Here is a 14,532-nt window from a genome sequence, read left to right as displayed (position 1 = left end):
GTGTTGACCGCGGGCAGGTACGGGATGCGACGATCAAGGGCCACGCCCGCACCGTCCGCATCGTCCGTCCCGCACAACTCCCGTGCTCCAGGAGGCCCGTTGGCGACCACAGACCCGACCGACGGCGCGTCGCTCTCGCGCCGGCGGTTCCTCCAGGCGGCGGCGGGCACCGCTGCCGTCGGCACCGCGGCCGCCGCGGGCACGGTGGCCGGTCCCGCCATGGAGGCGGCCGCCGCCCGAACCACCCCCGCCACCCTCACTTTCACCGCCGCCACCAACGGCTCCGGCACGCTCTCCCCCAGCGGTGACCGCCTGATCGCCGAGGTGCAGGACGTCCTGTGGTCGATCCCGGGGCAGGGCGGCAACGCCCTCCCGCTCACCCCGCCCGATCTCGAGCCCACCCGTCCCGTCTTCTCCCCCGACGGGAAGCTGCTCGCCGTATGCGCGTACCGGGGCGGCGGGTTCCATATCTGGACGCTTCGCCCGGACGGTACGGAGCTGCGGCAGCGCACCGAAGGACCGTGGGACGACCGCGGCCCGGCCTGGTCGCCCGACGGCACGCGGATCGCCTTCGCCTCGGAGCGCGGCGGCGATCCGGTGGCGGGGAGCCCGTACCGTATCTGGGTCCTGGACCTGCGGACCGGCGGCCTGACCCGGCTCACCGGCCTGCCGGGACAGGACGGACCGTCACAGGACGGCCCCTGGGAGGACTTCGATCCCACCTGGTCCCCGGACGGCGGGCGGGTGTTGTTCGTACGGGCACGCGTGGCCGGGACCGCGCTCGATGCCCGCACCATCGCGTCAGTACAGGCCGACGGCACGGGCCCGGTCTCGGTGGAGCACAGCGAAACGGCCCCGTTCCAGGTGATGGTGCCCGCGGTCTCGGGCGGCGGGCGGCTGGCCTACCTGCGGACCACGCCCGCACCCGAGGCGTCCTGCACGCTCGTCGTGGACGGGAGGCCGGTCGCCGCCGGTGGCGATGTCGCGCCCGTCCCGCCGCGCTGGACCTCGCGCGAGGAGCTGCTGCTGACGGTCGGCGGCCAGTACCGGCTGCTGCGCCCCGACGCCCCGGACGACAGCCGCGAGATCCCGTTCACCGCCACGCTGCCGGTCCAGCGGCCCCGTTACCGCGCCAAGCGCCACGACTTCGACGGCGGCGGTGCGGTGCGGCCGGTCCGCGGAGTGCACCTGCCCGCGCTCTCCCCCGACGGGCGGCAGGTGGCCTTCGCCGCCCTCAACGCCCTGTGGGTGGCGGATACTTCAGGCGGCCGCAGCCCCCGCAGGATCGTCCGGGCGGACCCCACCCGGTATGTCCTCGGGCCGGTGTGGACGGCCGACGGGCGGGCGCTGGTGTACGCGGACGACCGGGACGGCCTGTACGCGGTGCGCCGCCGCGACCTCGCCTCCGGCGAGGAGACCGTGCTCGCCACCGGCGGCCGCGTCCACCCCGCCCTCTCCCCCGACGGCACCCGGCTCGCCTGCCTGGACATGTCCGGGAACCTCGTCCTCCGCGACCTCGCCGCCACTACGGACCGGGTGCTGGCCGCTCCGCTCGGCGCCGGCGGGCTCCCGGGCCGGCCGACCTGGTCGCCCGACGGCCGCTTCATCGCGCTCTGCGACCGCAACCGCCTGGACCAGCGCTTCCGCGAGGGCTACAACCTCATCCGGGTGATCGACGCGCGCAGCGGCGCGGCGCGGCTGCACGCCATCGCGCCGCACCACTCCCTCTCCGACCGCTACGACTCCGGGCCCGTGTGGTCCCCGGACGGCCGCCACATGGCGCTGATCTCCGAATCCGCCCTGTGGCTGCTGCCCGTGCGCCCCGACGGGACGCCCGACGGCGAGCCGCTACGGCTGACGGACGAGCCCGCCGACCACCCCTCCTGGTCCGCGGACTCCGGTTCCCTGATGTATCTGTCGGCGGGGCGGCTGCGGCTGCTCGACGTGCACTCCGGCAGCGCCCGTACGGTCCGCGTCCCGCTCGGTTACCGGCGCCCGGCACCCGACGAGACCGTCGTGCACGCAGGGAAGTTCTGGGACGGCACGGGCGAGACCGTGCGGGAGGACGTCGACCTCGTGGTGCGGCGCGGGCGGATCGCCGCCGTCGAGCCGCACCGCGCGGGCCGCCGCGCCGCGCGCCGCGTCGACGCCTCCCGGCGCACGGTCATCCCCGGCCTGTGGGACGCGCACACCCACCCCTGGCAGTACACCTATGGCGGGCGGCAGACGGTGACGCAGCTCGCGTACGGGATCACGACGGCCGTCTCCTTCGGCGGCTTCGCCTATGAACAGGCCCGTATCCGCGAGGCGACCGCGGCCGGGGCACTGGCCGGGCCCCGGCTGCTGGCGACCGGGGAGCTGCTGGACGGCTCGCGCGTCGCGTACAGCATGGGCAGAGCGCACCGCACGCGCGCGGGCCTGCGCCGCTCGCTGGAGCGCGCCGCCGCACTCGACTGGGACTTCGTCAAGACGTACGTGCGCGCGCCCGGTTGGATGATGGAGGAGGCCGCGCGGTTCGCGCACGAGCGGCTCGGGGTGCCCGCCGGCAGTCATCTGTGCTCACCCGGCGTACAGCTCGGGCAGGACCTGACCACGCATCTGCAGGCCACGCAGCGCCTGGAGTACGGGCACGCCACGTCGGCGACCGGTCGCGCCCACCAGGATGTGACCGAGCTCTACGCGACTCCCGGCTTCACGCTCGTCGCCACGCCATTCACGGCCCTGCCCCTGGTGGGGGCGGATCCCGGGCTGGCGGAGGATCCGCGGGTCACCTCCCTCATGCCGCCCTGGGACGCCGCGCTCGTCCGGCAGCTCGCCGGGCGGCCGCCGACCGCGGCGCAACTCGCCACGCTCCGTACGGAGATCGGCGTGTACCGGCGGGTGCTCGCGGGCGGCGGACTCGTCGCACTCGGCACGGACGCACCCATCACACCCGTGGGCCTGGCCCTGCACCTGGGGCTCCGTGCCCTGCACCGCTCCGGTCTCTCGGCGGCGCAGACGCTGCGCACGGCGACCGCGCTCCCGGCGCGGGCCTTCGGCGCGGAGCGGGACCTCGGCACCCTGGAACCCGGCAAGCTGGCCGATCTGACGGTCGTGGACGGCGACCCGTTCACGGACTTCGACTCAACCGTCCAAACCGTGTCGGTGCTGCGCGGCGGGGTGCCGTACGAGGAGGCGGACCTGGTCGGCGCCTACGCCGGGGCGGCGGGCCGGACGGACGCGGACCGGTCGGCGGACCACTGGCTGGAGGTCGGGCGGCAGCTGCGGCGGGACGCCTGCTGCGACGCGGAGAGTTGACCGGGAGCAGTGGATCCGCGGCGCGACCGTGCGCCTCCGGGCCCTGCCCTGCGATGTGTTCCACTTCGGCCAGGTGCGGGCGAGGGCGGTCCGTCATGCCCTGCTGGTCGGCCCCGCGCCGACGTGAACCGGCTGGGCGGGGCGGCCGGTTGCCCGATGTGATGCACGTCACCGGACAGCCTGGTCGTACGGATGCAGGCGTACGCGGACACCGCTGAGACGCCCGCGCGTCTGCTCCGACATCGCAGGAATGACGTCACATTTCATGGCTTCGAGCCCAAAGAGCCCAGCCGCAACCGCCGTTCGCGCTCGAGGGCGCCGCGCCGCAAAGGTGGCGCGATGAGGGCGGCTGAACCGGATGCAAGCCGGGCATACCGCGTGTGGACAGTGCCGCGCGGCCGGGCGGCATGGATATCGGCCGGGTACCGATTGCACAAAGACCAAACGGCCACGCATGCGTCGCGCGGTACCGGGCAGCAGCCCGGCTGGACAGAGCTCAACCACGGAGAGCATGGTTCAGGCCAAAGGTTGACATTGAGAGCGGCGGATGGAACCTGTAACGCCCCCGTACGTCTCCACTGGTGGAACGAACGACGGGAGTTCGCTGTGAGAATCGATCCGGCAGAAACCCGGAACCAGTGCCCGCAGTGCGGCGGCCAGATGCAACAGAGCCCGAACGGCGGCTGGCTGTGCGGGAATTGCGGAGCGCAGCGTTGAGCAACGACATGTACTCGACCACGACCTGCCCAGCCTGCGGAGCGCAGATAGACGGCGTGCAGAACCGTTATGTCTGCGGGCTCTGCGGCTGGGTGAGTCCCCCCGACGGCCGGAGTGCCGACCCCTCCGCCGACGACTAGCGCGCATCCGCCCGTGCCGCCGCCCCCGCCCCGGGCGGCTCCGCCGACCCGCCGACCGTTCTCACCCTGCGCACCCGGCATCTCACCGTACGCACCAGCGCCGACGGTCGCTGGCAGGCGGGGTCCCGGCGTGGGACGCTGACATGCGAAGGGGTGTCCGCCGAGCAGGCCTCGGGAGGACCGGATGGGACGCAACGTCCCCGCGCGGGTGTTCACCCGTGAAGATCGCCGCGAGTACCGGCAGAAGATGCACCGGTGCCTGGACGCCTTCGCGCAGATGCTGCGCGAGGAGCGGTTCGAGACCGAGCGCCCCCAGGTCGGCCTGGAGATCGAGCTCAACCTCGTCGACGACACGGCCGAGCCGTCGATGCAGAGCACCGAAGTGCTCGAGGCCATCGCCGACCCCGCCTGGTCCAGCGAGCTCGGGCGCTTCAACCTCGAGATCAACATCCCGCCGCGCGAGCTGACCACCGGCGGACCCGGCGCCTGGGAGCAGGACGTACGCGATGCGCTCAACCACGCCGAGGAGCGGGCCGCCTCCGTCGGCGCCCACCTGATCATGGTCGGCATCCTGCCGACCCTGCAGCAGACCGACGTCACCGAGGCAGCCCTGGTCGACAACCCGCGCTACCGGCTGCTCAACGAGCAGATCTTCCAGGCGCGGGGCGAGGACCTGCGCATCGCCATCGACGGGGCCGAGCGGCTGCGCACCTACGCCGACACGATCACTCCGGAGGCCGCCTGCACCAGCACCCAGTTCCACCTGCAGGTCAGCCCGGACCAGTTCGCCGCCCACTGGAACGCCGCCCAGGTCATCGCCGGTGTCCAGGTCGCGCTCGCGGCCAACTCGCCGTTCCTGTTCGGTAAGGAGTTGTGGCGTGAGACCCGGATTCCTCTGTTCGAGCAGGCCACGGACACGCGCGGGGTGGAGCTGAAGGCGCAGGGGGTGCGCCCGCGGGTCTGGTTCGGCGAGCGGTGGATCACCTCGGTCTTCGACCTCTTCGAGGAGAACGTCCGCTACTTCCCCGCCCTGCTGCCGCTGTGCGAACCGGAGGACCCGCTGGAGGCGCTCGAGCGCGGCGAGGTCCCGGAGCTGCCCGAACTCACCCTCCACAACGGCACGATCTACCGCTGGAACCGCCCGGTCTACGCGGTCGTCGAGGGCACGCCCCATCTGCGTATCGAGAACCGCGTGCTGCCCGCGGGCCCCACCATGGCCGATACGTCGGCCAACGGGGCCTTCTACTACGGGCTGCTGCGGACGCTGGCGGAGGAGGAGCGGCCGGTGTGGTCGCGGATGTCCTTCTCCGCTGCCGAGGACAATCTGCACGCAGCCGCGCTGCACGGCATGGACGCCCGCCTGTACTGGCCGGGGATGGGCGAGGTGCCCGTGTCGGAGCTGGTCCTCCGGCGGCTGCTGCCGCTGGCGCACGCGGGCCTGGAACGCTCCGGCATCGACGCCGCGTGGCGCGAGCCGATGCTCGGCATCATCGAGCAGCGGTGCGTCACCCAGCGCAACGGCGCCCTGTGGCAGGCGGAGATGTACCACCGGATCGAGGACACCGCCCATGTCGACCCGCACGAGGCGCTGCGCCGCATGACCAGCCAGTACATCGACTACATGCACCTCAACGCGCCCGCCCACACCTGGCCGCTCGACTGACGGCCGCCGACGGCTACGGGCCCGAAGGCAGGGCGACCCCGGAAAGGCGGCCGCCGATCGCGTGAAATTCGACCAAGTACGCCCATCGGTGACGTGTCGCGGCGCCGGACGGGGAAACCCGCCCGGAAGCCGCACCGCACGAACGAACAGCGTGGCCCGGTCTCTCCGGGCCATCGGGACGGAAGCCTATGACCAGCGGGTACACGGGTCCTGAGGAGTACGGCCGGGACCCGCTCGGAGAGTTCCTCGCACACTTCCTCGGCACCGGGCAGACCGGCCGCCGCCCTGAGGCCAGGTATCTCGACTTCGGGCGCCTGATGAGCGAGCCGGCCCGGCAGCTGGTGTCGGCCGCGGCCTCGTATGCCGCCGAGCACGGCAGCACCGACCTCGACACCCAGCACCTGCTGCGGGCGGCGCTCAGCGCGGAGCCGACCCGCGCCATGGTGTCCCGGGCCGGGGCCGACCCCGACGCGATCGCCGCCGAGATCGACCGCCAGGCGGGCGAGGGCCCGCCCCGCAGGTCCATCGCGGTCACCCCCGCCGTCAAGCGCGCCCTGCTCGACGCCCACGAGATCGCCCGGTCCACCGGCGCCTCGTACATCGGTCCCGAGCACGTCCTGGTGGCGCTGGCCGCCAACCGCGACTCCACGGCCGGGCAGATCCTCAACGCCGCCCACTTCGACCCCCGCGCGGGGGCCCCGGGCGGCGCGCCCGGCGGGCTCGCGACGGCCCCGGGCGGCACCGAGCAGCGGCCGGGGGCGGGCGGCAGCGGCACGCCGAATCTCGACAAGTTCAGCCGCGACCTGACCGGGATGGCGCGCGACGGCCGTATCGACCCCGTGATCGGCCGCGAGCAGGAGATCGAGCAGACCGTCGAGGTGCTGGCCCGCCGGGGCAAGAACAATCCGGTCCTCATCGGGGAGGCCGGGGTCGGCAAGACCGCCATCGTGGAGGGCCTCGCCCAGCGGATCGTCGACAGCGACGTCCCGGACATCCTGCTCGGCCGCCGCGTCGTACGGCTCGACCTGGCCGGGGTCGTCGCGGGTACGCGCTACCGCGGCGACTTCGAGGAGCGGCTGAACGGCATCATCGACGAGATCCGGGCCCACTCCGACGAGCTGGTCGTGTTCATCGACGAGCTGCACACGGTCGTGGGCGCCGGCGGAGGCGGCTCCGAGGGCGGCCCGATGGACGCGAGCAACATGCTCAAGCCGGCGCTTGCGCGCGGTGAGCTGCACGTCATCGGGGCGAGCACGCTCGAGGAGTACCGCCGCTATGTCGAGAAGGACGCCGCGCTCGCCCGCCGCTTCCAGCCCGTGCTGGTGCCGGAGCCCAGCCCCGCGGACGCCCTCGACATCCTGCGCGGGCTGCGCGACCGGTACGAGGCGCACCACCAGGTCCGGTACACCGACGACGCGCTGCTGGCGGCCGTCGAGCTCTCCGACCGCTACCTCACCGACCGCTTCCTGCCCGACAAGGCGATCGACCTGATGGACCAGGCCGGGGCGCGGGTCCGGCTGCGCTCCTCCACCCGGGGCACGGACGTACGGACGCTGGAGCGCGAGGTGGAGCAGCTGGGCCGGGACAAGGCGCAGGCGGTGGCCGCCGAGGACTACGAGCGCGCCGTCCAGCTGCGGGACCGTATCGCCGGGCTGGAGAAGCGGATCGAGGAGGGGAGCCGGAAGGAACAGCCCGGCGGCGACCGGAGCCCCGAGGTGACCGTCGAGGACGTCGCGGACATCGTCTCGCGGCAGACCGGCATCCCCGTCAGCAGCCTGACCAAGGAGGAGAAGGAGCGCCTGCTCGGCCTGGAGGAGCACCTGCACCACCGGGTCGTCGGCCAGGACGAGGCCGTGACCGCCGTCGCCGACGCGGTGCTGCGCTCCCGGGCGGGTCTGGCCAGCCCGGACCGCCCGATCGGCAGCTTCCTCTTCCTCGGGCCCACCGGCGTCGGAAAGACCGAGCTGGCCCGTGCGCTGGCGGAGGCGCTGTTCGGGAGCGAGGAGCGCATGGTGCGGCTGGACATGAGCGAGTACCAGGAGCGGCACACGGTCAGCCGGCTCGTCGGGGCTCCCCCGGGGTATGTCGGGCACGAGGAGGCCGGGCAGTTCACCGAGGCAGTGCGCAGGCACCCGTACTCGCTGCTGCTGCTCGACGAGATCGAGAAGGCGCACCCGGACGTCTTCAACGTCCTGCTGCAGGTGCTCGACGACGGGCGGCTCACCGACTCCCAGGGGCGCACCGTCGACTTCACCAACACCGTCATCGTGATGACCAGCAATCTCGGCTCCGAGGCGATCACCGGGCGCGGCGGGACGCTGGGCTTCGGCACGGGAGGCACCGAGGCCGACGAGGAGGCGCGCCGCGAGCGGGTGCTGCGCCCGCTGCGCGAGCACTTCCGGCCGGAGTTCCTCAACCGCATCGACGAGATCGTGATCTTCCGTCAGCTCTCGGACGAGCAGCTGCGGCGGATCACCGACATGCTGTTGGACGAGACGCGGCGGCGCCTGCGGGCCCAGGACGTGGCCATCGACTTCACCCCGGTGGCCGTCGACTGGCTCGCGCGCCGCGGCTACCAGCCGGAGTACGGGGCCCGGCCGCTGCGCCGCACGATCCAGCGCGAGGTGGACAACCAGCTCTCGCGGATGCTGCTCGGTGGCAGCCTGCAGCCGCACAGTCATGTCGAGGTGGATGTGGTGGACGGGAAGCTGACGTTCCGTAATGACCGTGAAGCGGGGGCGGAGGCTCCCGCGCCTGCGGGCTGACCGGCCGGCGCGGTCCCGCAGCTGCGCGCGCGACTCCCCCGCAGAACCTCCGCAGCCCCTTCTCAGCCCTTCGCAGCCCCCGGACTCCGGGGGCTGCGGCATGCCCCGCCAATGGCTTGATTGGTATGGACATGACCGCAAGACGGCCTCTAGGATCCTGCACGAGAACGAGAGCGCTCTCATTTCTCCGCTGTTCCGCCCCCACCGCGATGGAGCAACAGAAGGAGAACCCGCCATGCGACGCACGATCGCTGTTCGTACGGCCCTGTCCGCGCTGCTCGTTCTCGGCGTCTGGGCAGGCGCCGGACTCGGCCCCACCTCCTCCTCCGCCGCCGCCGTACGCGGCCCCTCCGGACCCGAGCCGTCCGCGAAGCTGGTCGGCGCCCTGCGCCACGACCTGGGCCTGAGCAGGAGCGAGGCCGAGGAACGCCTGCGGCAGGAGTCGGCCGCCATGCGCCTCGAGCCGAAGGCCAGACGCGCCGCGGGCAAGGCCTTCGGCGGCAGCTGGTTCGACGCGGGGACGGGCAGGCTCGTCGTCGGCGTCACCGACGGGAAGGCGGCCGCCGCCGTACGGGCAATGGGCGCCGCCGCGCGGATCGTCGCGCACAGCGCGCGGGAACTCGACGCCGTGCAGGCCGCGATCGACGAACGCGCGGAACGGAAGGCCGCCCCGCGCGGAGTGAGCAGCTGGCACGTGGACGCCAGAGCGGGCAGCGTGGTGGTCAACGTGGTCAGAGGGGCGGAGCGCGACGCCGCTGTGCGGGCGTTCGTCGAGGACGCGAAGCGGGAGGGCCCGGTCACGGTCCGGGCGGCGGCCGGGAAGGCACCGTCGACCTTCGCCGCGGGCACCGTCGGCGGCGACCCGTACTACACCGGGAACGTGCGCTGCTCCATCGGCTTCTCGGTGCACGGCGGCTTCGTCACCGCCGGGCACTGCGGGCAGCCGGGCGCTTCGGCGCGGGGATGGGACGGTTCGGGCATCGGGAACTTCCAGGGCTCGTCCTTCCCCGGCAACGACTACGCGTGGGTCAACGTCGGCCAGGGCTGGTGGACCGTACCGGTCGTCCTGGGCTGGGGCACCGTCCCCGACCAGCTGGTCCGCGGCTCCGCCGAGGCCCCGGTCGGCGCCTCCATCTGCCGCTCGGGATCCACGACGCACTGGCACTGCGGCACGGTGCTCGCGAAGAACGAGACGGTGAACTACAGCCAGGGCGCCGTCCACCAGATGACGAAGACCAGCGTGTGCGCCGAGCCGGGCGACTCGGGGGGCTCGTTCATCAGCGGTGACCAGGCCCAGGGCGTCACGTCCGGCGGCTGGGGCAACTGCGGCAGCGGCGGGGAGACCTGGTACCAGCCGGTGAACGAGATCCTCGCGGTCTACGGCCTGCGGCTGCACACCGCCTGAGACCGGGCCCGGCCGCCCGTCCGCCGTTCATCCTGCGGCAGGCGGGCGGCCCTTGAGGAGTCGCCGCCTACGCCCTGCCTCCTTAGCTGATGACCGAATCGCGCATACTTCTTGCGCGTTTCACTCATTTCAGGGGTGGTCATCCCGCTGACCGGCTGTCAAGACATGTGCGCGGCACCGTCCGCAGCGCCGTCCTCGGTGCCCGCGCTGCGCACCGTCCAGTGCGCGTCGGCGAACGCGGCCAGGCGGTCGTCGCCGCCCGCCGAGATCAGGCCCGTGCCCGGCGGCATGGCGGCCCAGAAGGGGAAGCCCGCGGCCCCGGACAGCTTGGAGTGGTCGGCCAGCACCCAGGTGGCGCGGGCGCACTCGGCCATGGCCTCCTTCAGCGCGGCCTGCTCGTGGTCCGGGCAGTTGATGCCGCGCACCGGGTCGAGGCCGTCGACCCCCAGGAAGGCGAGGTCCGGGGTGATGCGGCGGAGCGCCTGCTCGGTCCTGGTGCCCAGCAGCGACTCGTTCGGGCGCCGCAGTCTGCCGCCGAGCACGACGACGTCCACGTCCGCGTCGGCCAGTTCGAGCAGGGTGGAGAGCCCGTTGGTGACGATGGTGATGTCGGTGCGGTCGCGGAGCTCGTGCGCGAGGCGGGCGACCGTGGTCCCGGCGTCGAGCAGCACCACGTCGCCGCTACGGACCATCGCGGCAGCGTCCGCGGCGATGGCGTTCTTCTCCGCCCGCCGCACCCCTTCCTTGTCACGCCATGACCGCTCGACGCCGCGGTGGTCGACCGCGCCGCCGTACGTACGCGTGATCCGGCCGCGGTCGGCGAGTACGGCCAGATCGCGGCGGATCGTCGACAGCGACACCCCGAACTCGGCGGCCAGGGCGTGCACGCTGACATCGCCGGCGCCCAACAGCTCGACCAGGCGCTGCCGTCTGTTCCGTGTGGACGAGCGCTCCCGATTGGTCACCTGACAGTCCACTCCCGCCGGCCCACCCGGCATCGGCACTGCTTCTTGCGCGGTTCGCGCAATTACGACGTTAGCAGGACCGGCAGACGGCGGTCACGGTCCGGGCTTCGCGCCGGAGCCGCCTGTCCCGCCGGTCCCGCCCTCGCCGCCTGTTCCGCCGGCCCCGCCGGTGCCGCGTACGGCGGGGAGGAACGCCTCCCGGTACGCGTCCCGGTACGCCTCCGCCGTGCCGGGCGGCGGCCGCAGCTCGCGCCGTTCGCAGAGCAGGGCGGCCGGATCGAGGCCGAGCGCCGCACCGGCCCAGGCCGCGGCCCCCAGGCAGGGGATGTCGGGGACGGTGCACACCAGGGTGCGCCAGGGCGAGACTGCCGCCTTGATCGCGGTCCAGGCCTCCTGGCGTACGGAGCCGCCGAGCAGCGTGACGGCGCGCGGCCGGCCCCCGGTCAGCCCGCCCTGCACCTCGGCCATCCACCGCGCCTGATGCGCGGCGCCTTCCAGCAGCGCCCGCGCCAGCTCGGGCAGTCCGTGCCGCGCCTCGAGACCGTGAACGGCGAGGCGCCTGCCCGGATCCGGCTCCGGCGCCGACCTGCCGTACAGATACGGCTCGACCGTCAGGCCCGTGGGCCCCTCCCCCGCCCGCCCGACCAGCTCGCCGAAGCGGCGGTACCGGTCGGCGGCCGGAGCGTCGCCGAGGTCGAGCACCCGGTCGCAGAACCACTCCACCAGCGCCCCCGAGCTGGACATCCCGGCGACCACGCACCAGTGCCGCCCGTCCACGTGGCGCCCGTACGACATGCCCTCGCGCCCGGCGGCCCGCACGTCGGGCGGCCCGTCGCCGACGGTGATCACGGCTTCCGCCGTGCCCATCGAGTCCGCCGCCTCGCCTGCTGCCCGTACCCCGGCGGCCCACGCGCCGACCAGATGGTCGTGCCCGGCGACCACCACGGGCGCCCCGGCCCCCGCGATACGAGCGTCGGTACGGCGGTCGGTACGGCCCACGGGCTCGCCCGGGGCGTGCACGGCGGGCATACGCCCGGCGTCCAGCCCGGCGAGGGCGAGCAGTTCCTCGTCCCACGTCCCGGCGTGGACGTCCCAGGCCATGGTGCGCTGTGCGAAGGTGGCGTCCGTCCCCACGGCCCCCGTGAGGGCCTGGGCCACCAGATCCGCCGCACCCGCCCAGGTGCGCATCCGGCGCAGCACGCCCGGGTTTTCGTCGCGCAGCCACAGCCACTTGGCCAGCGGCACCTTGGGGCTGGGCAGGATCCCGGTGACCGCGTGCAGTGCGGCGGCGCCCCGGTCGCGGCGGAGCCGTTCTGCGTGTGCGGCGGGGCGCGGGTCGGACCAGGAGCAGGCCGGCAGCAGCGGTTCGCCGTCCCCGCCGAGCGGGGCACCCGTCTCGGCCATGCCGGTGATCCCGATGGCGTCGGGGGCCCGCCCGGCGACCGCCGTGCACTCGGCGAGCGCGTCCAGCGCGGCCCGTTGCAGCGGCGCCACGGGGTGACTGTGGCCGTCGGCCGGAGTGCGCCGCTGGGCGTGCGCGAGAACGGTGCCGTCCGGCGTGCACAGCACGGCCTTGCAGTGAGTGCTCCCCACGTCCACGCCCGCGAGGACGACCATCAGGCCGCGCCCCCGTTGACGACGCGCTCGAAGGCCACGGCGGCGGCGCCCACGACACCGACCCGGTCGCCGGTGCGGGCGACACTGATCCGGACCGCGCGCGCCGCAGGACCCATGGCCTGCTCGCGCACGATACGGCGTACGGGCGCGAGGAGTTGCTCGCCCGCGCGCGTCACGCCGCCGCCGAGCACGACCAGTTCGGGTTCGAAGAGGTTGACCAGCGAGGTAATGCCGCAGGCCAGCGCCTGCGTGGTGGCCACCCACACCTGGGTGGCGACGGGATCGCCAGCGGCGGCCTCGCGCGACACGTCGGCCGCGGTGATCGGCGAACAGCCGGTGAGGGCGGTCGGGCGGCCCGCGGCCTCGGCCTCGGCGACGGCCTCGCGGGCCCGTTCGGCGATCGAGGTGCCGGACACGTAGGCCTCCAGGCAGCCGGTACGCCCGCAGCCGCGGCAGTGCCGCCCGTTGCGGTCGACCGTCACATGGCCGAGCTCCCCGCCGTTTCCCGCGGCCCCGCGGTACGTACGGCCGTCGATGACGATGCCGCCGCCGACGCCGGTGGAGAGCGTCAGATAGAGCATGTGCCGGGCGCCGGCACCCGCGCCGAAGCGGTGCTCGCCCGCCGCGGCTGCGGTCGCGTCATTGTCGAGGACGGCCGGGAGCCCGTACCGCTCCTCCGCGAGCCGGGTCACCGGTACGTCGACCCAGCCGGGGAGGTGCGGCGGGCAGAGCAGGACACCCGCTTCGGGGTCGAGGGGGCCTCCGCAGCCGATGCCGGTGGCGGCGATCCGCCGCGGGTCGGTACCCGATTCGTCGATCGCCTTGCGGCCGAGATCGAACAGCCGGGTGAGCACCGCCTGGACGCCTTCCTGGACGAGGGTGGGCGTCACCAGGAAGGAGTGCACGCTCCCGTCGGGGCCGACGACCCCGGCCGCGAGTTTGGTGCCGCCGATGTCCAGCCCCAGGACGGCGTCCGGGGCGTCTGCTGCTCGGGTGTTGTGATCGTCCGCCACGGGGCCCTCCGTCCTTCGTCGCCTCGTCTCACACCATGAGCCTGCCACGGCGGGGTGGCAGGCCGCGCAATGGACGCACACCCCAGATGAAATTGCATCGGCAAGTGCACATGTACTTGCACTGCGCTATCGTCGCTGCCCGCGAAGGGCGGGCACCGCCTTCCTGTTGCACGCGCCCATGAACGGCGAATACCCGGAGCAGCCATGCGACTTCCAGATCCCCGCCGGTCCCGCGCCCTCCTGATCGGCACGAGCCGGTACGCCAACGCCCACTTACCCGACCTCCCCGCGGTCCCCGACACCCTGTCCGACCTGGCGGCGACGCTGACGGACCCCAGGTATGGAGTGATCCCCGGCGAACACTGCGCGCTGCTCTCGGACGAGGGCGACGTACAGCAGGTCGGCCGGGTCCTGCAGACGACGGTCGAGGCCGCCGAGGATCTGCTGCTCGTGTACTACACCGGGCACGGCCTGGTCGGCGGCAGGCGACACGACCTCTACCTGGCGCTCACCGAGAGCGAGGAAGCGGCGCCCGCGTTCAACTCCCTCGCCTACGACGACGTGCGCGATGCCGTGCTCGACAGTCCGGCATCGATCAAGTTCATCATCCTCGACTGCTGTTTCTCCGGGAGCGCGGCGGGTGGGTCGCCGGACGACGCCGAGGCCGCCCTCCTCGGCCAGATCGAGGTCGAGGGGTCGTACGTCCTCACGTCGGCGCCGCGCGACAAGGCCGCGATGGCCGTCGCGGGCGAGCAGCACACCGCCTTCACCGGCAGGCTGATCCGGCTGCTCAACGAGGGCCTCGACCACGGAAGCGAACTCCTCACGATCGGCGATGTGTACCGGCAATTGGTCGCGTCGATGAGAGCGGAGAGCCTCCCCTTTCCCCTGAGCCTCGGGACGAGAGCGGCCGAACGTCTTGCGCTGGGACGCAATCGCGCCCGTTGAAC

The 14,532-nt window shown here is 73.3% G+C and carries 8 protein-coding genes; 5 read left to right on the top strand and 3 right to left on the bottom strand.

The window, feature by feature from the left end; all coding sequences use genetic code 11:
• Window positions 1–24 precede the first annotated feature (24 nt).
• The 4 genes from ACTWP8_RS19180 to ACTWP8_RS19165 all read left to right on the top strand — a co-directional run bounded on the left by ACTWP8_RS19180 (window position 25) and on the right by ACTWP8_RS19165 (window position 9,987).
• The gene (locus ACTWP8_RS19180; protein WP_443323358.1) at window positions 25–3,297 is read left to right on the top strand and encodes an amidohydrolase family protein; all 3,273 of its coding nucleotides are present in this window, start codon (window positions 25–27) and stop codon (window positions 3,295–3,297) included.
• A 1,041-nt stretch (window positions 3,298–4,338) separates the two neighbouring features.
• The gene (locus tag ACTWP8_RS19175; protein ID WP_443323357.1) at window positions 4,339–5,817 is read left to right on the top strand and encodes a glutamate-cysteine ligase family protein; all 1,479 of its coding nucleotides are present in this window, start codon (window positions 4,339–4,341) and stop codon (window positions 5,815–5,817) included.
• Between the two features lie 188 nt (window positions 5,818–6,005).
• Window positions 6,006–8,582: an ATP-dependent Clp protease ATP-binding subunit gene (locus ACTWP8_RS19170; RefSeq protein ID WP_443323356.1), complete on the top strand. Its 2,577-nt coding sequence runs from the start codon at window positions 6,006–6,008 to the stop codon at window positions 8,580–8,582.
• Between the two features lie 235 nt (window positions 8,583–8,817).
• A complete protein-coding gene (locus ACTWP8_RS19165) occupies window positions 8,818–9,987 on the top strand; it encodes a S1 family peptidase (protein WP_443323355.1) in 1,170 nt (389 codons plus the stop codon).
• A gap of 158 nt (window positions 9,988–10,145) precedes the next feature.
• Here ACTWP8_RS19165 and ACTWP8_RS19160 read toward each other — a convergent pair whose 3' ends face one another.
• From ACTWP8_RS19160 to ACTWP8_RS19150, 3 genes are all read right to left on the bottom strand, one after another.
• Complete coding sequence (locus ACTWP8_RS19160) at window positions 10,146–10,952, bottom strand: DeoR/GlpR family DNA-binding transcription regulator (protein ID WP_443323354.1); 807 nt, start codon at window positions 10,950–10,952, stop codon at window positions 10,146–10,148.
• A gap of 93 nt (window positions 10,953–11,045) precedes the next feature.
• Entirely contained in the window at window positions 11,046–12,569 is a 1,524-nt protein-coding gene (locus ACTWP8_RS19155) for an FGGY-family carbohydrate kinase (RefSeq protein ID WP_443323353.1), read from the bottom strand.
• Complete coding sequence (locus ACTWP8_RS19150; RefSeq protein WP_443323352.1) at window positions 12,569–13,582, bottom strand: ROK family protein; 1,014 nt, start codon at window positions 13,580–13,582, stop codon at window positions 12,569–12,571. The genes ACTWP8_RS19155 and ACTWP8_RS19150 overlap by 1 nt, the downstream gene beginning before the upstream one ends.
• Before the next feature lie 204 nt (window positions 13,583–13,786).
• Between ACTWP8_RS19150 and ACTWP8_RS19145 the strand changes: the two genes are divergently transcribed.
• On the top strand, window positions 13,787–14,530 hold the full coding sequence (locus tag ACTWP8_RS19145; protein WP_443323351.1) for a caspase family protein: 744 nt from the start codon (window positions 13,787–13,789) through the stop codon (window positions 14,528–14,530).
• The last annotated feature ends 2 nt before the right edge of the window (window positions 14,531–14,532 follow it).

The organism is Streptomyces sp. 7N604, from assembly GCF_052245475.1.
Lineage (GTDB): Bacteria > Actinomycetota > Actinomycetes > Streptomycetales > Streptomycetaceae > Streptomyces.
The sequence above is the reverse complement of the archived record's forward strand: the minus strand, read 5'-3'. Positions and strand labels throughout refer to the sequence as shown.

What these genes read in the sequence shown, in the direction of transcription:
- ACTWP8_RS19170 (WP_443323356.1), top strand. Translation starts at nt 6,006, where the DNA reads ATGACCAGCGGGTACACGGGTCCTGAGGAGTACGGCCGGGACCCGCTC.
- ACTWP8_RS19155 (WP_443323353.1), bottom strand. Translation starts at nt 12,569, where the DNA reads ATGGTCGTCCTCGCGGGCGTGGACGTGGGGAGCACTCACTGCAAGGCC.
- ACTWP8_RS19145 (WP_443323351.1), top strand. Translation starts at nt 13,787, where the DNA reads ATGCGACTTCCAGATCCCCGCCGGTCCCGCGCCCTCCTGATCGGCACG.
- ACTWP8_RS19165 (WP_443323355.1), top strand. Translation starts at nt 8,818, where the DNA reads ATGCGACGCACGATCGCTGTTCGTACGGCCCTGTCCGCGCTGCTCGTT.
- ACTWP8_RS19175 (WP_443323357.1), top strand. Translation starts at nt 4,339, where the DNA reads ATGGGACGCAACGTCCCCGCGCGGGTGTTCACCCGTGAAGATCGCCGC.
- ACTWP8_RS19180 (WP_443323358.1), top strand. Translation starts at nt 25, where the DNA reads ATGCGACGATCAAGGGCCACGCCCGCACCGTCCGCATCGTCCGTCCCG.